This is a genomic window from Streptomyces sp. NPDC091271 (assembly GCF_044757505.1).
Classification (GTDB): Bacteria; Actinomycetota; Actinomycetes; order Streptomycetales; family Streptomycetaceae; genus Streptomyces.
In genome coordinates this window covers 61,036-81,167 of sequence record NZ_JBIVVD010000005.1, presented here as the reverse complement: position 1 = coordinate 81,167, position 20,132 = coordinate 61,036, and the positions used below count along the sequence as shown (strand labels likewise).

Sequence of the window (20,132 nt, the reverse complement as noted above, 5' to 3'; positions counted from 1 at the left end):
TGAGCGACGACACGAAGCACGGCATACGGATCAGGACGGGCGGCCCGGCCGACGCACCGGCCGTCCTGGACATGCTCGACTCCGCGGTGGCCTGGATGAACGCCCGCGGCAACACCGAACAGTGGGGCACGGTCCCGTACTCGCAGACGTCCGGCGGCGTGGCCCGGATCGAGCGGTACACCACCGTGAACTCGCCCTACGTCGCGGAGCTTGGCGGCGTCGCCGCCGGGGCGCTGGTGCTCGACTCCGGCCCCAACCCGCAGATGCCGATCCCGGCGGCCGGGGAACCGGAGCGGTACGTGCGCCTGCTCGTCTCCGACCGCCGGCATGCCGGCCTGGGCATCGGGGCGGCTCTGCTGGCCCATGCCGTGGAGGAGACCCGGCGGGCCGGTGCCGGCCTTCTGCGGGTCGACTGCTGGGCGGGCGGCGGAGGCGAGCTCGTCGCGTACTACGAGCGCAACGGTTTCGCCCGCACGGACAGCTTCCTGTCCGGGACCTGGCCGGGGCAGGTACTGGCCCGGCGGGTCGGCTGAGACCGGTACCCGTCCGGTAGCGGGAGGCCCGTCCGCTGAGACCGGTACGAGCCCGGCGCCGGGAGGCCGCGGCCTCCCGCCGCCCGCCTCTACGCCGAGTCCCGGCGCACCAGCTCGGTGGGGAGGATGACCGCGGCAGGGTCCTCCCCGCCGATCTGCGCCAGCAGCACCCGCACCATCTCGGAGCTGATCCGGTCCCACGGCTGGCGGACCGTCGTCAGCTCCGGGCGCGCCGCGAGCGCCGCGGGCGAGTCGTCGAACCCGCCGACCGCGATGTCCTGCGGCACACGCCGGCCGGCCCGCTCCAGCGTGCTCAGCACCCCCTGCGCCATCAGGTCCGACGCGACGAACACCGCGTCCACATCGGGCGCCCGCTCCAGCAGCAGCGCGGCCGCCGCCTCACCGCCCGCCCGGCTGTAGTCGCCCGGCACGATCAAGGCCTCGTCGACCGGCAGCCCGCACTCCGCGAGCGTCTCCCGGTAACCCGCCAGCCGGTCCACGCCGCCCGGGGTGTCCAACGGTCCGGTGACCGTGGCGATCCGGCGGCGCCCCGACCCGTACAGGAAGCGCACCATGTCCCGGGCGCCGTGCCGGTCGTCGGCGGCCACATAGCTGACCCGCGACCCCTGCCCGAGCGGCTTCCCGCAGGCCACCAGCGGCACCCCGGCCTCGTGCAGCTGCGCGGCGACCGGGTCTCCGGAGTGGCTGGAGACCAGCAGCACCCCGTCCACGTGCCCGGCGATGTAGCGCATGTTGCGGCGCCGCTCCGCCTCCGTACCCGCGATCATCAGGAGCAGCGGGATGTCGTGCGCGGCCAGCGCGGTGGTGCAGCCGCGCAGCAGCACGTTGAAGTTCGGGTCCTCGAAGAAGCGCTCCTGGGGCTCGGTCAGCAGGAACGCCACCGAGTCGGAGCGTCCGGTGATCAGCGACCGGGCGTGCCGGTTCACGGTGTAGCCGGTCCGCCGGATGGCGGACTGAACCGCGTCGAGCGCGGCCGCGCTGACGTTGTGACCGCCGTTGAGCACCCGGGAGACCGTGCCCCGGGAGACCCCGGCCTCCCGGGCGACGTCGTGGATCGTCGGCGGCCTGCGGCGTCCCGCGCCGTTCTGTTCTGTGCGGCTCATGTTGCATGATCTTTCATCAAAGGTCGCCCTGTTGAGGAGCAGTCAGGACTTTACGGCGCCGGAGAGCAGGTCCAGGCTCCAGAACCGCTGGATCACCAGGAACAGGGCGATCAGCGGGATGATCGCCAGCAGCGCCCCGGTGATGACCAGCGTGTAGAGCGCCGGGGTGTTGGCGCCCTGCTGGAGCAGCGTGTACAGCCCCAGGGTCACCGGGAACTTCTCGTCGTCGCCGAGCATGATGTAGGGCAGCAGGAAGTTGTTCCAGACCGCCACGAACTGGAACAGGAACACCGTCACCAGCCCCGGCAGCATCATCGGCAGCGCGATGGTCCGGAAGATCCGCCACTCGCCACCCCCGTCCATCCGTCCCGCCTCGATCACATCGGCCGGCACGGCGGCCGCCGCGTAGATCCGGGCGAGGTAGACGCCGTACGGGGAGAGGATCAGCGGCAGGAGGACCGAGAGGTACGAGTCGGTCATGTCGGCCTCGGCCAGCAGCAGATACTGCGGCACGGCCAGGATCACCGGAGGCATCAGGACCCCGGCGAGCAGGATGTTGAAGACCGTCTCCTTGCCGCGGAAGCGGTACACCGCCAGGGCGTACCCCGAGACCGCGGACACCGCCGTGGACAGCAGGGCGCCCACGCCGGCGTAGAAGGCCGAGTTGGCCATCCACTTCCAGTAGACCCCGTCGCGGTACTCCGTGAGGTCGGCGACGTTGTCGGTGAACCCGGAGCCGGGCAGGAAGGTGAAGGTGGAGAACAGCTCGCTGCCGGACTTCGTCGAGGCGACCAGGACCCAGACGACGGGCAGCAGGCAGTACACGGCGCCGAGGAGCAGCGCGGCCGTGGGGACGAGGGGGAGACGCCGGCGGCCGGGGGCGGTGAGGGACCGGGTACTCATCGGGAGTCTCCCTGCTTCGTACGGGAGTTGGCCGCCCTGAGGAAGCCGAAGGACAGGGCGAGGGTGGCGAGGGCGATGATGACCGCCTGGGCCGCCGCCGCGTGGATGTCGTTGTTGACGAAGGCGTCCTGGTAGACCTTCATCAGCGGACTCCAGGTGGTGGACAACGAGTTGGTGAGCGGCTTCAGCGTCGTGGGCTCACTGAAGACCTGGAGCGTCGCGATGATCGAGAAGAAGAAGGTCAGGATCAGCGAGGGCGCCACCATGGGGATCTTGATCCGCAGCGCGATCTGGAGCTGAGAGCAGCCGTCGAGCCGTGCGGCCTCGAAGATCTCGGCGGGGATCGCCCGCAGCGAGGTGTAGATCACGATCATGTTGAAGCCGGTGCCGCCCCACACCGCGATGTTGGCCAGCGAGAGGTACAGCGGCCCGCCGTCCAGCAGATCGGGCTGCGGCAGCCCCATCGCGTCGAGCAGGTACAGGAAGGGGCTGACGTCGGGCAGGTACAGGAAGCCCCACATCAGCGCGGCGATGACGCCCGGGATCGCGTACGGCAGGAAGATCGCCAGCCTGGTGAAGCCGCGCAGCCGGAGCCCGTCGGTGTCCAGCAGCAGGGCGAAGAGCAGGGCGAGGCCGAGCATCACCGGGACGACGATCGCGCCGTAGCCGAGGATGCGCAGCGCTCCGTGCAGCAGTTCCGAGTCGGAGAGGGCGTCGGTGTAGTTGGAGAGCCCGGCCCAGATCTCGTCGCGGGCGCCCTTCCCGAGGCCGAGCCCCTTGACCTCGGTCCGGCGGAAGCTGAGGTACACGGCGTAGCCGATGGGCAGGGCGAAGAAGAGCAGGAACAGGACGGTGGCGGGGACCAGGAATGCGTACGGGGCGCTCTTGACCCCGTACGCCTTCCCGCGGGGTGCGCGAGTCACTCCGAGACTCCGAAGCCCTGCTTCTTCAGGTCCGCGACGGTGGCGTCCTGCATCGCGGACAGCGCGGCGCCGAAGTCCGACTTGTTCTTGGCCGCTGCGGCGAAGTTGTCCTTGAAGGCGCTGTACGCGACGTTGACGTTCGGGCCCCAGGCGGCCGGGGCGGTGCCCTGGGCGATCTTGGCGGCCTCGGTGTAGAAGCCGGGCTGGCCGGAGAAGTAGTCCGGCGCCTTCGAGAGCGCGCCGCCGGTCTGGGCGGCCGTGGCGGCGGGGTAGATGCCGCCCTCCTTCACCAGCGCGGCGAGGGCCGTGGGGTCGGTGTTCAGCCACTTGGCGAAGGCCGCGGCGGCCTTCTTGTCCTTCGAGTCGTTGGTGACCGCCGTGGAGGAGCCGCCCCAGCTGCCGGTGACGTTCTCGCCCGCCTTCCACTGGGGGAGCGGGGCCATGGCCCACTTGCCCTTCGTCTCGGGCGCGGCCGTGGTCAGGGTGCCCGGCGCCCAGACGGCGCTGACCCAGGCGACCTGCTTGCCGGTGTTGAGCGCCTTGTTCCAGGCCGGGGTGTACATCGGCTGGTTGTCGATGGCCCCCTCCTCGACCAGGCCGCCCCAGAAGTCGGCGACCTTCTGCGTGGCCGGGTCGTCGATGGCGACCTTCCACTTGTCCCCGCCCGTCGTCCACCACTTCGCGCCCGCCTGCTGGGCGAGGCCCGCGAAGAGGCCCGAGTCGTTGGACGAGAAGGTGGTGAGGTCCTTGTCCGGCGCCTTCTTCTTCAGCGCGCGGGCGGTCTCGGCGAACTCGTCCCAGGTGGTGGGCACGGTCAGGCCGTACTGCTCGAAGAGGTCCTTGCGGTAGTAGAACATCAGCGGGCCGGAGTCCTGCGGCAGGGCGTACAGGGCGTCCGAACCGAGTGTCGTCTGCTGCCAGATCCCGCCGGCGAACTCCTTCTCGACGTCGCCCGCCTCCTCGGATATGTCGGCGAGGACGTCGTTGGAGACCAGGGTGGGGAGCGCCTGGTACTCGGCCTGGACCAGGTCAGGCGCCTTGTGGGCCTTCGCCGCCGTGATGATCTTGGTGACCAGGTCGTCGCCGGACGCCTGCTTCTTCACCGTGACGGTGATGCCGGCCTCCTTGCCCGGGCCCTTGTTCCAGATGTCCGCGACCTTGTCCATGCCGGGCGCCCACGCCCAGTAGGTCAGCGAAGCGGGCCCGGAAGCGGCCGACTCGTCGCCGCTGTCGTCCGAGCCGCACCCGGAGAGCAGGGCGGTGGCGGCGAGTGCGGCGGCTGTGGACACCGCGACGGTGCGGTATTTCATGGTTTCTCCCCTGACGAGATGAACAAGCGCTTAGGGCCGGCCGGAAAGGCGCTGTGAGCGTTCACAGTAGAGAAACGAAACCGACACTTGTCAATGGTTGTTGCTGTGCGGTTATGTTGGCCCTGCGCCGCCGAGAGTGTGTGTGCACGTTCCCAGAAGTTGTCCAAAAGAGCCAGGAGCTGTCCATGCCGCACGCAGAACCCACGCCGTACCCGGTCGGCCTGCACAAGCTGGCCTTCGGCGGCGACTACAACCCCGAGCAGTGGCCCGAAGAGGTCTGGCACGAGGACGTACGCCTGATGCGGGAAGCCGGCGTGACCATGGTCAGCGTCGGGATCTTCTCCTGGGCGCTGCTGGAACCCGAACCGGGCACCTACGACTTCGGCTGGCTCGACCGTCTCCTGGACCTGCTGCACGTCAACGGCGTCCGCGCCGACCTCGGCACCCCCACCGTCGCACCGCCCGCCTGGTTCTACCGCGCCCACCCCGAGGCTCTCCCGCTCAGCCGCGACGGGGTGCGCCTCGCCTTCGGATCACGTGGCGCGATCTGCCACAGCTCGGCCCCCTACCGCGCGGCGGCGGCGAACATCACCGAGCAGCTCGCCCGCCGCTACGCGAACCACCCCGCCCTCGCGATGTGGCACGTCCACAACGAGTACGGCGTCCCCGTCAGCGCCTGCTACTGCGACAACTGCGCCGCCCACTTCCGACGCTGGCTCACCGCCCGGCACGGCTCCGTCGACGCGGTCAACGAGGCCTGGGGCACCGCCTTCTGGGGCCAGCGCTACCGCAGCCTCGACGACATCGACCCGCCCCGCACCACCCCGACCGTCGGCAACCCGGCCCAGCAGCTGGACTACGCCCGCTTCGCCGACGCCACCATGCGGGAGAACTTCACCGCCGAGCGCGACATCCTGCACCGTCTCGCCCCCGGCATCCCCGTCACCACCAACTTCATGACCGCCCTCAGCCAGTGCGACTCCGTCGACTACTGGGCCTGGGGCCGCGAGGTCGACCTCGTCACCAACGACCACTACCTGATCACCGACGGCCGCCGCACCCACGTCAACCTCGCCATGGCCGCCGACCTCACCCGCTCGGTCGCGGGCGGCGCGCCCTGGCTGCTCCTGGAGCACTCCACCAGCGGTGTCAACTGGCAGCCCCGCAACCCCGCCAAGCGCCCCGGCGAGATGGCCCGCAACAGCCTCGCCCACGTCGCCCGGGGATCCGAGGGCGCGATGTTCTTCCAGTGGCGGCAGTCCCGGCGCGGCGCCGAGAAGTTCCACTCCGCGATGGTCCCGCACGCCGGCACCGACTCACGGATCTGGCGCGAGGTGAGCGCGCTCGGCGCCGGACTCGGCCTGCTGGAGGGCGTCCGGTCCACCCGGACCGTCGCCGACGTGGCGATGCTCTGGGACTGGGAGTCCTGGTGGGCGCAGCGCCTGGAGTGGCGCCCGAGCGAGGAGCACGACGCCCGCGAGCGCGCCGACACCTTCTACGCCTCGCTCTACGACCAGCACCTCACGGTCGACTTCGCGCACCCGGACGCCGACCTCTCCGGCTACCCGCTGGTCGTCGTCCCCGCCCTCTACCTCGCCACCGAGGAGAGCGGACGCAATCTGCGCCGTTACGTCGAGAGCGGCGGCACCCTCGTCGTCTCGTACTTCTCCGGCATCGTCGACACCGACGACGCGGTGCACCCCGGCCCCTACCCGGGTGCGTTCCGGGACGTCCTCGGCCTGACCGTCGAGGAGTTCTCCCCGCTCGGCGAGGGCGGCACCGTCCGACTCATCACCCCCGAGGGTGCCCCCGAAGGCCCGGAGCTGACCGGTGACGTCTGGTCGGACGTGGTGATCCCGCGCGGCGCCGAGACGGTCTGGGCGTACGCCGACGGCATCCCGGCCGGCCGCCCCGCCGTCACCCGCAACCAGCTCGGCGAGGGCACCGCCTGGTACATCTCCACCAGGCTCTCCGGCCCCGACCTGGACGCGGTCCTGGAGCGGGCCGCAGCCGACGCCGGCGTCGAGCCGCGCACGAACCTCCCGTACGACGTCGAAGTGGTACGCCGCACCGGCGACACGGGCAGCTACCTCTTCGCGATCAACCACTCCGACGCGGACGCCGGCGTGGCGCTGAACGCCCCCGGCACCGAACTCCTCACCGGCGAGCCCGCCGTGGACAAGCTCGCCGTTCCGGCGGGGGCGGTCCGCGTCGTACGGCTCGACGCCTGAGGCACCACCCCCGCTCATCCCGCACAACTGTCGAAGGGACATCGACGATGTACGGAACGACGCACACCCGCGCGAAAGCGGCCGGGACGGTGGCCGCACTGTCCGGCCTCGTGTTCGCCGCGCTCCCCGCCCAGGCCGCCCACGCGGCCACCACCCCCGTCAACACCGGTTTCGAGTCGGGCGCGACCGGCTGGTCGACGTACTCGGCCGGCGGGCAGGACGCCGCCTCCTTCACCGAGGCGGGCGGCCACGGCGGCAGCACCCGGCTCAGCCACTGGTCGGCCTCGGCGTACAAGGTCGAGACCTACCAGTACCTGAGCGGTCTCACCGACGGCACGTACACCCTCAGCGCCTGGGTCCGCTCCGGCGGAGGCCAGAACTCCGCCTACATCGCCCTGCGCAACTGCGGCGCCGCCGAGCAGCGCACCGACCTGCCGCCGACCGCGAACGGTGCCTGGGTCCGGCTGGTCACCTCCGTCAAGGTGACCGGCGGGTCCTGCACCATCAACCTCAACTCCGACGCGCACGCGGGGGAGTGGGCCAACTTCGACGACATCACCTTCACCCCTGGATCCACCGGACTGAGCGTCAGGGGCGGTGACCTCTCCACCCTCCCGAAGAACGAGGCGCACGGCGCGACGTACAGCGACGCGAGCGGCAGGGCCGGGGACGCCATGAGCATCCTCAAGAGCTCCGGGATGAACTACGTACGCCTCAAGGTCTGGGTGGACCCGGCCGACGGCTACAACGACAAGGCCCACGTCCTGGCCATGGCCAAGCGCGCCAAGGCCCTCGGCATGAAGACCCTCGTCGACTTCCACTACTCCGACGCCTGGGCCGACCCCGGCAAGCAGAACAAGCCCGCCGCCTGGGCCGGACACAGCTACAGCCGGCTGCGCACGGACGTCTACAACCACACGTACGACGTGCTGAACGCGCTCAAGGCCCAGGGCACCACGGCCGACATGGTGCAGATCGGCAACGAGACCAACGCCGGAATGCTCTGGCCGGAGGGCTCGACGGACAACTGGGCACAGCTCGGCGGCCTTCTCACCTCCGGGGCGAACGCCGCCAAGGCGGTCTCCTCCACGACGAAGGTGGCCCTGCACCTCGCCAAGGGCGGCGACAACGCGGGCACCCGCCGGTGGTTCGACAACGCCGTGGCGCAGAAGGTGCCGTTCGACGTCATCGCCCTCTCGTACTACGCCTACTGGCACGGCTCGCTGGCCGAACTCCAGGCCAACCTGGACGACGCCGCGTCCCGCTACGGGAAGCCGGTGCTGGTCGCCGAGACCGCCTACGCCCATACGCTCGCGGACGACGACGGCCTGGAGAACAACGTCGCCACCGCCGACCAGCTGGTCACCGGCTACCCGGCCACCCCGGCCGGCCAGGCGGCCAACCTCCGGGACGTCATGAACGTCGTCGAGGCCGTCCCGAACGGCCGGGGACTCGGCGCCGTCTACTGGGAGCCGGCGTGGACCGCGGTCACCGGGGGCGGCTGGGACCCGGCCGACCCGGCGTCGGGGAACGCCTGGGAGAACCAGGCGGTGTTCGACTACAACGGCAGGCTGCTCCCGGCGGCGGCGTGGTTCTCCCACCGCTGACGGCTACAGCGGCGCACCGTGCCACTTCCACGAGGTGACGCGGTCGCGGCCCGGCAGATCCGCGCGGCCGGTGGACCACAGCAGCACGGTCCACCGGTCGTCGTCGTCCGGGGCGTCGGGGAAGAGCCGGGCCAGCACCCGGTCGCAGAGGTCCCGGGGCGGGGCCCAGGAGAGCGACAGCCCGGCGGCGACGTCGTGGGTGTGCACCAGGGTCTCGACGACACCCATCGCGGCGAAGCCCTCCGGGTCGGAGACGCCGTGCGAGTGGTAGGAACGGAGAGCGGGAGACGCCGTCCGGACCATCGCGGTCAGGAGGGCGCCACTGGCCTCCAGCGTCTGGAGCAGGCCTGCGGTCCCCACCTCCGGATTCGCGAAGATCGAGTTCCAGGGGCCGCCCTCGCGGTCCGGGGCCCAGCGGTAGGGAACCTCGCTCTCCAGCGAGGGCTTGCGCGGGCCGAGTTGGACCGCGTACGCGAAGAGGTCGTCGCTCAGATGCTCCACGGTCTCCCAGCAGTCCCACGTCAACGACCCCGCCGGGACACGCCAGTCGTCCTTCGGCGACTCCGCGAGGGTGTCGACCGCAAGCCGAACCGCCCGCGTCACGTCGTCGGCGGTGACCGGCAGCCGTGTGCCGGTCAGTGCGGCACGCTCCGCCGCACCGCACTCCACGCAGAACTCGTTGCCCTCCGGATCCGCCAGGGTCGCCCAGCCGCGCCCGTTCGGCTTACGGTGGTCGGCGACCAGCGTGGCGCCGAGAGCGAGCAGACGCTCGACCTCCTCGTCACGGGTGCGGCTCTCGGGACGGACATCCAGATGGATCCGGTTCTTGGCGCGCTTGGGTTCGGGCACGGTGACGAAGAGCAGCGCCGCGCCCGGCGCCTCCACGAGCGCCTCGGGATCGCCCGGCGCGTCGTCGTCGGAGACCGGCGAGCCGAGCACCTCGGCCCAGAAAAGGGCCAGTTCGTAGGCATCGGCGCAGTCGATGGTGATGTGCTGTACGAGCGAAGTCATGGCCGTCACTGTCGCCGCTGACCCCCGCCGCGGTCCAGCGAATTGACCCGCCTCAGGTCATAGGGAAGTTGAGGACGGAATACGGATCGATATGGGTGATTTGGGTGTCCGTAACTTCGCAATGGCGCCTAGCCAGGGTGAACACCACCCCTGGGAGGCTGCCGGAGCCGTCGCTCTTCTCGTGCAGTGCGAGCTACGTGCCGGCATTCGGTGAGATGCGGAAGCTGGGCGCAGAGGTGGTCGAGATCGGCACCGGGGGAGACCCGTTCCACGCCCCGGCCCGCGCCCTGTACGAGAGTCTTGGGTGCGTCCACATCCCCGTAGCCGTCTAATTCCGGGAGCTCTGACGCGCATTCTTTCTCGGGGGCGGTGGGGCTGTAGTGGCAGCGCCATTGCCCCCGAGGTGCCGGCAACGCACTACTGCCACTACAGGGAGGGCTCACCGCCCGCCGAGTCCGAGCGCAACGGCGGCGTGCAGCCGCACGGATACCGCCAGGATCGTGCCATGAACCTCAGGGCGAGCAGGCCGCCGCTGCGCGGCTGTTACAGTCGCGGACCGACGAAGGGGGCCTTCCATGGCCAAGGTCAACATCAGCCTCGACGCCGAACTGGTGGTGGAAGTGATGGTCCTGGCAGGGGTCGGTACACCTCAGGACGCCGTCGAAGCGGTCGTGCGCGACTACATCGCCCGGGGGCACCGCACCGAGGCACGCACCGAGCGCACGGACCAGAGCCTGCGCGAGGTCGAGGTCAAGCCGCAGGAACCTCAAGCCTGACCGGTGAGCACTAGCCGGTGGCGTCACGCATGTCCAGCACCTCGGCCGACGCGGGCGGCCGGATGTCCAGCGGCTTGTCGAAGTCACCGAACGACGTGGTGGTGACCTGCTTCCCGCTCTTGTACACGGCCTTCAGCAGATGCGGCTCGCCCTCGGCGGCGACATAGAAGGTGTACGTGCCTTCCTTGTCCGACGGATCGGTCACGTTCAGCCCGAGCGCCTCCCGGCCGCCGATGCGGGTGGCCTCACCCTGCCCGGGTGTCCCGAGTGCGACCGGCTCGTGTGTGCGCCGAAAAACCGGCCGACGAGCAGGCCGACCCGTCCAGGGCGACGGATGAGCCTGTGAGGCAGCTCCTAGTCCAGCGCCGCGCACACCGTGAACGGTGCCAGGATCAGCACGGCCGTGCCGAGCCACCTCCCGGGACGGTCACCACGCCGCAGGGGCAGGACCACGTCCACCATCAGGATCAGCACCAGCATGAACAGCCCGCTCACCGCCAGCATGAACATCGCGGGACCCGCGTGATCAAGCGTGGTGTACTCGCAGTCGGCATGCCCGGGACGGCCCACGTCCTCCCCCGGAGGCCGCCTCTCGGCCGCCTGCCACGGACGGTGTCCGCAGCACTCCCCGCCACGGCGCCTCAACCCCTTCTCGTCTCTCGTCGCCAGGAGAGATGCACCGGGCCCGCCCGGCGGTTCCGGCCCGCCCACGGTCTACGCCCGGCTGAGATCCCGGGGGGTGCACGCGCCGGCGGGCGAGGTGGCCCGGGCGACGGTCAGGCCGAGGGCGAGGCGCGCCGGGGGCCGACGATCCGGCAGGGGGACGCCCTGGGAACGTGGGCCAGTCGCAGGTGGGGGCGGGACGCGCGATGCGTCCCGCCCCCACCTGACCGTCGTACGCCCCTACTTCACCGGGGTGAAGTCGCGCGCCCCGATGAAATCGGGCCGGCGGATCGGAGCCGCGTAGGGCTCCTGCGCCGTGTTCTCCACGCTGTTGAAGACGATGAAGACATTGCTGCGCGCGTACGGGGTGATGTTGTCCCCGGACCCGTGCATGGCGTTGCAGTCGAACCAGGTCGCCGAGCCGGCCTTGCCGGTGAAGAGCTTGATGCCGTGGCGGTCGGCCATCTTGGTCAGCACTTCGTCGGACGGGATGCCGGCGTCCTGCATCTGCAGGGACTTCTTGTAGTTGTCCTTCGGCGTCTCGCCCGCGCAGCCGACGAACGACTTGTGCGAGCCGGGCATGATCATCAGCCCGCCGTTGGTGTCGTAGTTCTCGGTCAGCGCGATCGAGACGGACACGGTCCGCATGTTCGGCAGACCGTCCTCGGCGTGCCAGGTCTCGAAGTCCGAGTGCCAGTAGAAGCCCGAGGCGCCGAAGCCCGGCTTGACGTTGATCCTCGACTGGTGGACGTACACGTCGGAGCCCAGGATCTGGCGGGCCCGGCCCACCACACGCTCGTCGCGGACCAGGTTCGCGAAGACCTCGCTGAGCTTGTGGACCTCGAAGACGGACCGCACGCTCTGCGTCTTCGGCTCGATGATCGAGCGCTCGTCGGCGCGGACCCGCGGATCGGCGATCAGCCGGTCCAGCTCGGCGTGGTAGCCCGCCACCTCGCCGGGGGTGATGAGCTGGTCGATGGCGAGGAAGCCGTCGTGCTCGAAGGACTGGAGGTCCTTCGCGGCGATCGGTCCCGGCGCGCCCGGCGCGGACCAGATGACCGGGTCCTGGCGGGGAGTGGTCATCTCGGCGGCGCCGCGCGAGGGGTACAGGTCGGCGCGTACATCGGTGGTCATGGTTCAGCCCTCCTCTGTCAGCAGCGGGTATACACCGTTCTCGTCATGGTCCTCCCGTCCGGTGACGGGGGGATTGAAGACGCACACGCAGCGGAAGTCGGTCTTCGGCCGCAGGGTGTGGTGCTCGTGCCCGTTCAGCAGGTACATCGTCCCGGGGGAGATCCAGTGCTTCTCGCCGGTCTCGTCGTTGGTGAGCTCGGCCTCGCCCTCGGTGCACAGAACGGCCTCGATGTGGTTCGCGTACCACATCGACGTCTCCGTGCCCGCGTACAGCACGGTCTCGTGGAGCGAGAAGCCCACCTTCTCCTTGGCGAGCACGATGCGCTTGCTCTCCCAGGTACCTGAAGCGGACTTGATGTGCCGGTCGGTGTTCTCGATGTCACTGAAAGATCGGACGATCACGGTGGGATGGTGCCTTTCTCTTCTGTCCTGCTCTGTGGTGCCTGCGCGGGTGCGTGACCCTGCTCAGGCGGTCTCGCGGACGGACCGGGCCAGCGTGCGCAGGCCCTCGTCCAGCTCTTCGGGGGTGATGGTCAGCGGCGGCAGCAGCTTCACGACCTCGGACTGCGGGCCGGAGGTCTCCAGCAGCAGCCCCAGCTCGAAGGCGCGCGCGCAGACGGCGGAGGCGCGCTCGGGGTCGGTGAACTCCAGGCCCCAGACCAGGCCGCGGCCGCGGAACTGCGCGGTCGGCTCCTCGCCGCAGATCGCGAGCATCGTCTGCTCGACCTGCTCGCCACGGGCCAGGGTCTGCTTCTCCATCTGGCCGTCGGCCCAGTAGGCGTCGAGCGTGGCGGCGGCGGTGACGAAGGCCGGGTTGTTGCCGCGGAACGTGCCGTTGTGCTCGCCCGGCTCCCAGATGTCCAGCTCGCCCTTGAAGAGGCAGAGCGACATCGGCATGCCGTAGCCGCTGATGGACTTCGACAGCGTGACGATGTCCGGGACGATGCCGGCCTCCTCGAAGGAGAAGAAGCCGCCGGTCCGGCCGCAGCCCATCTGGATGTCGTCGACGATCAGGAGCATGTCCTGGCGGTGGCAGAGCTCCTGGAGGGCGCGGAGCCACTCGGCGCGGGCGACGTTGATGCCGCCCTCACCCTGCACGGTCTCCACGATCACCGCGGCGGGCTTGTTGAGCCCGGAACCCTGGTCCTCCAGGAGCCGCTCGAACCAGATGAAGTCGGGGACGGTGCCGTCGAAGTAGTTGTCGAACGGCATCGGGGTGCCGTGCACCAGCGGGATGCCGGCTCCGGCCCGCTTGAACGCGTTGCCGGTCACGGCGAGCGAACCGAGCGACATGCCGTGGAAGGCGTTGGTGAACGAGACGACGGACTCGCGGCCCTTGACCTTGCGGGCGAGCTTCAGCGCCGCCTCGACGGCGTTGGTGCCGGTCGGACCGGGGAACATCACCTTGTAGGGCAGGTCACGCGGGCGCAGGATCACGTTCTCGAACGTCTCGAGGAACGCCCGTTTGGCCGTCGTGGCCATGTCCAGGCCGTGGGTGATGCCGTCGCGCTCGATGTAGTCGATCAGCGCGCGTTTCAGCACCGGGTTGTTGTGGCCGTAGTTCAGCGAACCGGCACCGGCGAAGAAGTCGAGGTACGAGTGGCCGTCCTCGTCGGTCAGCCGGGCGCCCTGCGCGCGGTCGAAGACTGCGGGCCAACCGCGGCAGTAGCTCCGTACTTCCGATTCCAGGGTCTCGAAGACGCTCAGGGCGGGCGGGGTGATGGTCACAGCTGATCTCCTGCTCGAGGGGGGTGTGACGGGCGGCGGGTCAGGCATGCCCGGGGAAGCCGCGCCCGGGCGGGGCGCGGAGGGGCGCTGGGAGGCCCTAGAACGGGCCGATGCGGTAGAGCACCTCCGGCAGGTGCGTCCCCTCGGGGAACAGCGCCCCCTCGAAGAGCACCTCGCGCTCCAGGGGCACGTCGTGCCGCTGCGCGAAGGACGTGAACAGCCGGTCGGAGGCGGTGTTGTCCGGGGTGATCGTCGTCTCGACCGAGGCCAGGCCCTGGTCGGAGGCGACACGGGAGGTCAGTGCGTCCAGCAGAGTGGCCGCCAGTCCCTTCCCGCGGTGGGCCTGGTCGACGGCCACCTGCCAGACGACGAGCGTCTCGGGGCGGTCGGGGCGGATGTATCCGGTCACGAAGGCGATCGGGTCGCCGTTCTCGTCGCGGGCGACCACGGAGGTCGCCGCGAAGTCACGACACCACAGCAGGTAACTGTACGAGGAGTTGAGGTCCAGTACCTCGGAGTCGCGGGCAATGCGCCAGATCGCAGCTCCGTCCTCCACTCGCGGGGTGTCGATTCTGAGGAATTCGCTTCGGGCACTTGCAAAATCTGCTGGTGCGGCGGTCATGCGAATTGAATTTACCCAGCAAAAATCAAAATTGCATCGTCGCAGGGGGTTGGGTCAGCGCGCCTGTTGTGCTATCACGCGGGCGCGGGCCCGCTCCGATCGGGGGGTGATTTCGCTAGTCTTGTCCGGAATTTATCGGCCATAACAGACTCGATGTGGGGTCGGTCACATCGTTGTAACTCTCCCGAGATCCGTTCGCATTGCGTAGGCCGATCGGGTGAAAACTGTGGCGTTTAGCCTCGGAGAACGGGGGAAGAAGAATGCGGGGAGCTGCTCCCGATAAAGCAGCTCCCCTTTCACGTCGATTGAATTGCCGAAGTTACGGGCTTCAATAATTCAGCTGTTCTTCCAGGTTTCCGCGACGGCTTCGCGGGAAGCCTCGATATCGGTCTTCCGGCCTGCCTCGTCGAGCGCGGCGCCCAGGGCGGCCAGCGAGGACAGCACCGCGTCCCGCTTCGCGTGCACACCGTAGTGATTGACCCGGATCATCTCCTTGGACAGAGCCCCACCCCCCGCGATCAGCGGCAGCGAGGAGTCGGCCGTGAGCGCCCGGCCGACCAGCGTCGCGGCGTCGAGATCCGCCGGTACGCGCAGTGTCGTGGCGACCGGAGCCGCGTCACGGGCCTCGTGGACGTACGGTTCCAGCCCGCCTCCCAGCGCCGTGGCGCCCGCCCGGGTCGCCGCGGCCGCCGAAGCGTGCCGCGCCATGACGGTGTCCGGGCCGTCCGCCTCGATCCGCTCCAGGCACGCGTCGAGCGCCAGCATCTCGAGCTGGGCGGGCGCGTGCGGCAGCGCCTTGCGGCCCCCGTCGATCCAGCGGGCCTTCCAGTCCAGCAGCGAGAGGTACGACTGCCGCGGGGCCTTCGGGTTGGCGGCCATCCGCTCCCACGCCCGCGCGCTCACCGACACCGCGGAGACCCCTGCCGGGCCGCCCATGGCCTTCTGCGCGCCGATGACGCACAGGTCCACGCCCCAGGCGTCCACCAGCAGCGGCTCCGCGCCCACCGACGCGACGGCGTCGACCATGAACAGCGCGCCGTGCGCCCGCACGACCTCGCCGATCTCCGCGACCGGGTTGGTGTTGCCGGTCGCCGCCTCGGCGTGCACGAGCGACACGAAGTCGATCGCGGGGTGCTCGGCCAGCGCCCGCTCGACCTGCTCGGCGGTGACCGCCGTGTGGAACGGCACCGCGAGGTCGACGACCTCGGCGCCGCAGTCGCGCAGCCAGTCGCCGAAGGTCTGGCCGTACGGTCCCGTGACGATGTTCAGTGCGGTCGAACCGGGCCGGGCGCCGCCCCGGATGCAGCCTTCGAGGGGCAGCAGCGCCTCGCCCTGCATGATGACGACGTCCTGCTCGGTGCCGAGGAGGCCGGCCACCCGCCGCTCGATCGCTGCGAAACGCGCGGCGGTGAGCGGGGCGAGGTCGAGGAATGGGTGTGTCACGGTGCTGCTCTCTTCGGGTCGGCGGGTGCGCTCTCAGCGCCTGCGTCGAGGGTACTAAGCGCCCCCCTGCTGCCTGGCCGGACGGCCTCGTACAGTGCTGTGCATGAGTGATCACGAGGTGGCGCCGGTGCTGCGGATCAAGGGGCGGGTGCTCGTCGGGCCCGATGAGGTGAGGGACGGTCTCTGGGCGGTCGACGGGCGGATCACCTACGAGAGGCCGCCGGGCGCCGACGACGCCGTGACGCTCACCGGGTGGGTGCTGCCCGGCCTCGTGGACGCGCACTGCCATGTGGGGCTCGGGCACCAGGGGCCGGTCGACGCGGCGACCAGCGAGAAGCAGGCCCTCACCGACCGGGAGGCCGGCACGCTGCTCATCCGCGACGCCGGATCACCCTCCGACACCCGGTGGGTGGACGACCGCCAGGATCTGCCGAAGATCATCAGGGCGGGGCGGCACATCGCGAGGACGCGTCGTTACATCCGCAACTTCGCCCATGAGATCGAGCCCGGCGACCTCGTCGCCTACGTCGCCCAGGAGGCGCGGCGGGGCGACGGCTGGGTGAAGCTCGTGGGCGACTGGATCGACCGGGACGCCGGGGACCTGACCGCCTGCTGGCCGCGCGGCGAGGTCGAGGCCGCGATCGCCGAGGCGCACCGGCTCGGTGCCCGGGTCACCGCGCACTGCTTCGCCGAGGACGCGCTGCGGGACCTGGTGGAGGCCGGGATCGACTGCATCGAGCACGCGACGGGGCTGACCGAGGAGACCATCCCGCTCTTCGCGGAGCGTGGCGTGGCGATCGTCCCGACCCTGGTCAACATCGCCACCTTCCCCGACCTCGCGGCAGGGGGCGAGGCCAGGTTCCCCCGCTGGTCCGCCCACATGCGGCGGCTTCACGCGGACCGGTACGACACCGTGCGCGCGGCGTACGACGCGGGGATCCCGGTCTTCACCGGCACGGACGCGGGCGGGTCGCTCGCCCACGGCCTGATCGCGGACGAGGTGGCCGAACTGGTGAAGGCCGGCATCCCGCCCCTCGACGCACTCTCCGCCACGGCCTGGGGCGCGCGGCGGTGGCTCGGCCGGCCGGTGCTCGAGGAGGGGGCTCCGGCGGACCTGGTGATGTACGACCAGGACCCGAGGGCGGACGTACGCATGCTGGCGTCCCCGCGCGCGGTCGTGCTCAACGGACGGGTGATGGGCTGACCGGGGGCCGACCCCCGCAGGGGCGCCGTGTTGACCGGCGGTGACCCCGGGGCCCGGCTCTCGTTGAGCCCTCTCGGTGCGACGCCCCGGGCGTCCGCCCAGCACGCCCCGGAGGAGTGAAACGGGTGATTCCGAGGAACTCCTGTGCCGTTGGATTCGAATGTGCACACGGAAACCCCTCTTTGGAGTGAACTGGCGCAAGGTATCCGCCAGTTCACCCTCTGTGCGTAAAGATTCACGGAGTCGAGGCCACCGGTGCCCGCGATGTCCCCCATTGGACGGTTCCGGTGGCTCCATGTCTCTTGTGGGGGTTCCACCATCTTGAACAGCAACACCTTCCGTTCGGCTGCCCTGGCGATCGCCGCCGCTCCCGTCGCACTGCTCGTCGCCGTCCCCGCGCACGCAGCCACAGCGACGGCCCCGGCCACTCCGGGCGGAGGCCACGGAAAGGCGAGCGCGGTCGTGCTCCGCGCCGGGCTCGACGTCTCGCTCCTGAACAAGTCGGTCCAGGTGCCGCTCAGGACCTCGCTCAACGAGGTCCACGCGCCGGCGAGCGCGGAGAAGACCGCGCTCGCCGTCGAGCTCGACGGCGTCGACAAGGGCCGTCCCTTCCACATGCTGAAGGCCGACGTCGCCACGGCGAACGCCACGGTGGACGCGCACAAGGCGGAGGGATACAGCAACCTCGCCGCGGCGCGGGTGCATGTGCCGGGGCTGCGGGCGCTCTCGCTGATCGAGATCCAGAAGGTCACGTCCAGGGCCGTGTGCGAGGCGGGCCACAAGCCGGTCGCGGAGTCGAACGTGCTGGGGCATGTGACGGTGCTCGGCAAGAGGACAACGCTCACATCGGGAGGCACGACGAAGGCCGAGGTGCCGGGCGTCGGTGAGGTGACGCTCGACCTGTCGAAGACCGTGACGACCAAGCGGACGGCGGCCGCGACGGCGCTCCAGCTGCGGGTCTCCGTGAACCCGCTGAAGCTGAACGTCGCCGAGGTGGAGGGCGAGATCACGCTGGCCGAGGCGACGTGCGAGACGCCCAAGGGCGGCGGTTCGGACAACGGGGGTTCCTCCGGCAACGGCGGATCGACGGGCGGCGACAGCGGCTCCGGCGACACGGGCGGCACCGGCGGCAAGGAGGAGCCCGTCGACGTGAAGCCCCAGACCGGATCCGACCCGGTCCAGGCCGGAACCGGCTCCGGCGACCTCGCCGAGACCGGGTCCAGCTCCTCGACCCCGTACATCGCGGGTGGAGCCGCCGTCCTGCTGGCGGTCGGAGCGGGCGCCACGGTCCTCGCCCGTAAGCGCGCCCGGGACTGACCACCTTCCGGCGGGAGCGGTGCCCACATATCGGAGCACCGCTCCCATCCACCCGGAGAACCGTCAGCCGACGGTTCTCCGGGGCAGCCCCTGCAGCGCCAGGTCGAGCGCCTGCAGGAATCTGTTGGTCGTCACACGGTCGCGTACGGCGAGCCGCAGATACTCACCGCCCAGCCCGGGGAACGTGTCCCCCCGCCGCGCCGCGAATCCGCGCGAGCGCAGCAGATCCCGCACCTCGCCCGCCCGCTCCAGCCGCAGCAGTACGAACGGCCCGGCGGCCGGCTCCACCACCCGCACCTCGCTGAACTCCGCAAGACCGGCCAGCAGATGCGCCCGGTCCACCGCGATCCGGTCCGCCGCGTCCGCCGCCTCGACCAGGGCGCGCGGCTCCATGCAGGCCTCGGCCGCCGCCAGCGCGGGGGAGGACACCGGCCACAGCGGCTGCGCCTCCTGCAGCAGGGCGACCGTCGCCGGTTCGGCCAGCACATAGCCGATCCGCAGCCCCGCCAGCCCCCAGGTCTTCGTCAGGCTCCGCAGCACCACCAGCCCCGGGACGTCGGTACGCCCGCACAGCGCCTCACGCTCACCCGGTACGGCGTCCATGAACGCCTCGTCGACCACCAGCGTCCGCCCGGGCCGCGCCAGCCGCTCCAGCACCTCCGCGGGATGCAGCACGGACGTCGGATTGGTCGGGTTGCCCACGACCACCAGGTCCGCGCCCTCCGGCACCGCCGCCGGATCCAGCCGGAAGTCGTCCTCCGGGCGCAGCAGCACCCGACCGACCTCGTGCCCCGCCGCACGCAGGGCCGCCTCGGGCTCCGTGAACTGCGGATGCACGACGACCGGCCGCCGGGCGGGCAGCGCCCGGGCGATCAGCACGAACGCCTCGGCGGCGCCCGCCGTGAGCAGGACTCTCTCCTCGGGCAGCCCGTGCCGCCCCGCGACCGCCGCCCGCGCCGGCCGCCCGTCCGGGTAGGCGGCCAGCGACACCAGCGACGCGGCTATCCGCTGCCGCAGCCAGTCCGGGGGAGTGCCGGTCCGTACGTTGACGGCCAGGTCGGTCAGGTCCAGGCCGCGTACTTCCGCGTCGCCGTGGTGCCGCAGATCGGGCCCGGCGCTCTCGATGTGCTCAGTGGGGGGCAGCATGGCAGCAATGGTGGACGGCTCGGAGCCATTCGTCGATGCCGAGGTGCCTGCCGGTGGCCTCCGGCGGGCCACCGCGCAGGTCACCGACGCCGACTTCCGCTTGGGGACCAGCAGTTCACCGCCGTCCGCGAGTGCCGCGGCCTCCGCGACCGACCCGGTGGCCACAGCCGTACGGGGCGCCGCCGAAGGGTTGGGCACGGGGACCTCCGCCAGTGCTCCGGCCGTGTACGGCCGCACGGGCACCCCCAGGCGCTCCGCCGCGCCGGCGATCCCCGGGTCCTCCGCCCTGGTGTCGAGGGTGGCCAGCTCGATCACGTCGCCTGCCGCGAGCCCGGCCTCCTGGAGCGTCCTCCGGATCAGCCCGAGCACCTCCTCGGCCCGGACGCCGCGGCGCGCGCCGACGCCGACGACGAGCGCGGCTCGGGTCATGGCAGAAGGTCCTTCCGGGGACAGTGCT

At 70.7% G+C, this 20,132-nt stretch carries 20 protein-coding genes; 7 read left to right on the top strand and 13 right to left on the bottom strand.

All coding sequences use genetic code 11. From position 1 onward, the window contains the following. Window positions 1–71 precede the first annotated feature (71 nt). Complete coding sequence (locus ACIQM3_RS21500) at window positions 72–533, top strand: GNAT family N-acetyltransferase (protein WP_401627425.1); 462 nt, start codon at window positions 72–74, stop codon at window positions 531–533. 89 nt (window positions 534–622) lie between these two features. Here the strand turns inward: ACIQM3_RS21500 and ACIQM3_RS21495 are convergent, their stop codons facing one another. From ACIQM3_RS21495 to ACIQM3_RS21480, 4 genes are read right to left on the bottom strand one after another with little or no spacing between them, the layout of a single operon-like run. Beyond that, window positions 623–1,657, bottom strand: coding sequence for a LacI family DNA-binding transcriptional regulator (locus tag ACIQM3_RS21495; protein ID WP_401626662.1), 1,035 nt, complete (start codon window positions 1,655–1,657; stop codon window positions 623–625). A 42-nt stretch (window positions 1,658–1,699) separates the two neighbouring features. After that, window positions 1,700–2,560, bottom strand: coding sequence for a carbohydrate ABC transporter permease (locus ACIQM3_RS21490; RefSeq protein ID WP_401626660.1), 861 nt, complete (start codon window positions 2,558–2,560; stop codon window positions 1,700–1,702). After that, window positions 2,557–3,483, bottom strand: coding sequence for a carbohydrate ABC transporter permease (locus ACIQM3_RS21485; protein ID WP_401626659.1), 927 nt, complete (start codon window positions 3,481–3,483; stop codon window positions 2,557–2,559). The genes ACIQM3_RS21490 and ACIQM3_RS21485 overlap by 4 nt, the downstream gene beginning before the upstream one ends. Continuing rightward, the gene (locus ACIQM3_RS21480) at window positions 3,480–4,793 is read right to left on the bottom strand and encodes an ABC transporter substrate-binding protein (protein WP_401626657.1); all 1,314 of its coding nucleotides are present in this window, start codon (window positions 4,791–4,793) and stop codon (window positions 3,480–3,482) included. Before ACIQM3_RS21480 ends, ACIQM3_RS21485 begins: the two co-directional genes overlap by 4 nt. Before the next feature lie 185 nt (window positions 4,794–4,978). Between ACIQM3_RS21480 and ACIQM3_RS21475 the strand changes: the two genes are divergently transcribed. Next, on the top strand, window positions 4,979–7,024 hold the full coding sequence (locus tag ACIQM3_RS21475) for a beta-galactosidase (protein ID WP_401626655.1): 2,046 nt from the start codon (window positions 4,979–4,981) through the stop codon (window positions 7,022–7,024). A 47-nt stretch (window positions 7,025–7,071) separates the two neighbouring features. Continuing rightward, a complete protein-coding gene (locus ACIQM3_RS21470) occupies window positions 7,072–8,631 on the top strand; it encodes an arabinogalactan endo-beta-1,4-galactanase (protein WP_401626653.1) in 1,560 nt (519 codons plus the stop codon). 3 nt (window positions 8,632–8,634) lie between these two features. On the opposite strand, the gene ACIQM3_RS21465 is transcribed toward ACIQM3_RS21470, so the two are convergent. Next, window positions 8,635–9,642, bottom strand: a complete 1,008-nt coding sequence (locus ACIQM3_RS21465) for a VOC family protein (RefSeq protein ID WP_401626652.1) — start codon at window positions 9,640–9,642, stop codon at window positions 8,635–8,637. 137 nt (window positions 9,643–9,779) lie between these two features. On the opposite strand from ACIQM3_RS21465, the gene ACIQM3_RS21460 reads away from it, so the two are divergent. Further along, entirely contained in the window at window positions 9,780–9,974 is a 195-nt protein-coding gene (locus tag ACIQM3_RS21460) for a hypothetical protein (RefSeq protein ID WP_401626651.1), read from the top strand. Between the two features lie 243 nt (window positions 9,975–10,217). Then, on the top strand, window positions 10,218–10,418 hold the full coding sequence (locus tag ACIQM3_RS21455) for a type II toxin-antitoxin system VapB family antitoxin (protein ID WP_401626650.1): 201 nt from the start codon (window positions 10,218–10,220) through the stop codon (window positions 10,416–10,418). A 10-nt stretch (window positions 10,419–10,428) separates the two neighbouring features. Here the strand turns inward: ACIQM3_RS21455 and ACIQM3_RS21450 are convergent, their stop codons facing one another. The 7 genes from ACIQM3_RS21450 to ACIQM3_RS21420 form a co-directional block, all read right to left on the bottom strand. Beyond that, a complete protein-coding gene (locus tag ACIQM3_RS21450; RefSeq protein ID WP_401626648.1) occupies window positions 10,429–10,623 on the bottom strand; it encodes a hypothetical protein in 195 nt (64 codons plus the stop codon). 149 nt (window positions 10,624–10,772) lie between these two features. Then, window positions 10,773–10,988 carry a hypothetical protein gene (locus ACIQM3_RS21445; protein ID WP_401626646.1) on the bottom strand — a complete coding sequence of 72 codons (216 nt, stop codon included), beginning with the start codon at window positions 10,986–10,988 and terminating at the stop codon, window positions 10,773–10,775. A gap of 333 nt (window positions 10,989–11,321) precedes the next feature. Further along, window positions 11,322–12,215, bottom strand: coding sequence for an ectoine hydroxylase (gene thpD / locus ACIQM3_RS21440; protein WP_401626645.1), 894 nt, complete (start codon window positions 12,213–12,215; stop codon window positions 11,322–11,324). A 3-nt stretch (window positions 12,216–12,218) separates the two neighbouring features. Continuing rightward, window positions 12,219–12,617 carry an ectoine synthase gene (locus tag ACIQM3_RS21435; RefSeq protein WP_099176037.1) on the bottom strand — a complete coding sequence of 133 codons (399 nt, stop codon included), beginning with the start codon at window positions 12,615–12,617 and terminating at the stop codon, window positions 12,219–12,221. Between the two features lie 63 nt (window positions 12,618–12,680). Then, entirely contained in the window at window positions 12,681–13,943 is a 1,263-nt protein-coding gene (ectB, locus tag ACIQM3_RS21430) for a diaminobutyrate--2-oxoglutarate transaminase (protein WP_401626643.1), read from the bottom strand. Between the two features lie 97 nt (window positions 13,944–14,040). Beyond that, window positions 14,041–14,565, bottom strand: coding sequence for a diaminobutyrate acetyltransferase (gene ectA / locus ACIQM3_RS21425; protein WP_104790042.1), 525 nt, complete (start codon window positions 14,563–14,565; stop codon window positions 14,041–14,043). Between the two features lie 336 nt (window positions 14,566–14,901). Further along, entirely contained in the window at window positions 14,902–16,008 is a 1,107-nt protein-coding gene (locus tag ACIQM3_RS21420; protein WP_401626641.1) for a pyridoxal-phosphate-dependent aminotransferase family protein, read from the bottom strand. A gap of 103 nt (window positions 16,009–16,111) precedes the next feature. Between ACIQM3_RS21420 and ACIQM3_RS21415 the strand changes: the two genes are divergently transcribed. Both ACIQM3_RS21415 and ACIQM3_RS21410 read left to right on the top strand, forming a co-directional pair. Continuing rightward, on the top strand, window positions 16,112–17,212 hold the full coding sequence (locus ACIQM3_RS21415; RefSeq protein WP_401626639.1) for an amidohydrolase family protein: 1,101 nt from the start codon (window positions 16,112–16,114) through the stop codon (window positions 17,210–17,212). Between the two features lie 321 nt (window positions 17,213–17,533). Beyond that, window positions 17,534–18,529 (top strand): SCO1860 family LAETG-anchored protein, encoded by a 996-nt coding sequence (locus ACIQM3_RS21410; RefSeq protein ID WP_401626638.1) that lies wholly within the window; start codon window positions 17,534–17,536, stop codon window positions 18,527–18,529. A gap of 63 nt (window positions 18,530–18,592) precedes the next feature. On the opposite strand, the gene cobC is transcribed toward ACIQM3_RS21410, so the two are convergent. After that, window positions 18,593–20,104, bottom strand: a complete 1,512-nt coding sequence (gene cobC / locus ACIQM3_RS21405; protein WP_401626637.1) for an Rv2231c family pyridoxal phosphate-dependent protein CobC — start codon at window positions 20,102–20,104, stop codon at window positions 18,593–18,595. Between the last annotated feature and the right edge of the window lie 28 nt (window positions 20,105–20,132).

Bases quoted from the DNA above. Each gene is read 5' to 3' on its own strand.
- ACIQM3_RS21500 (WP_401627425.1), top strand. From the start codon at position 72: ATGCTCGACTCCGCGGTGGCCTGGATGAACGCCCGCGGCAACACCGAA.
- ACIQM3_RS21495 (WP_401626662.1), bottom strand. From the start codon at position 1,657: ATGAGCCGCACAGAACAGAACGGCGCGGGACGCCGCAGGCCGCCGACG.
- ACIQM3_RS21490 (WP_401626660.1), bottom strand. From the start codon at position 2,560: ATGAGTACCCGGTCCCTCACCGCCCCCGGCCGCCGGCGTCTCCCCCTC.
- ACIQM3_RS21480 (WP_401626657.1), bottom strand. From the start codon at position 4,793: ATGAAATACCGCACCGTCGCGGTGTCCACAGCCGCCGCACTCGCCGCC.
- ACIQM3_RS21475 (WP_401626655.1), top strand. From the start codon at position 4,979: ATGCCGCACGCAGAACCCACGCCGTACCCGGTCGGCCTGCACAAGCTG.
- ACIQM3_RS21470 (WP_401626653.1), top strand. From the start codon at position 7,072: ATGTACGGAACGACGCACACCCGCGCGAAAGCGGCCGGGACGGTGGCC.
- ACIQM3_RS21465 (WP_401626652.1), bottom strand. From the start codon at position 9,642: ATGACTTCGCTCGTACAGCACATCACCATCGACTGCGCCGATGCCTAC.
- ACIQM3_RS21455 (WP_401626650.1), top strand. From the start codon at position 10,218: ATGGCCAAGGTCAACATCAGCCTCGACGCCGAACTGGTGGTGGAAGTG.
- thpD (WP_401626645.1), bottom strand. From the start codon at position 12,215: ATGACCACCGATGTACGCGCCGACCTGTACCCCTCGCGCGGCGCCGCC.
- ectA (WP_104790042.1), bottom strand. From the start codon at position 14,565: ATGACCGCCGCACCAGCAGATTTTGCAAGTGCCCGAAGCGAATTCCTC.
- ACIQM3_RS21415 (WP_401626639.1), top strand. From the start codon at position 16,112: ATGAGTGATCACGAGGTGGCGCCGGTGCTGCGGATCAAGGGGCGGGTG.
- cobC (WP_401626637.1), bottom strand. From the start codon at position 20,104: ATGACCCGAGCCGCGCTCGTCGTCGGCGTCGGCGCGCGCCGCGGCGTC.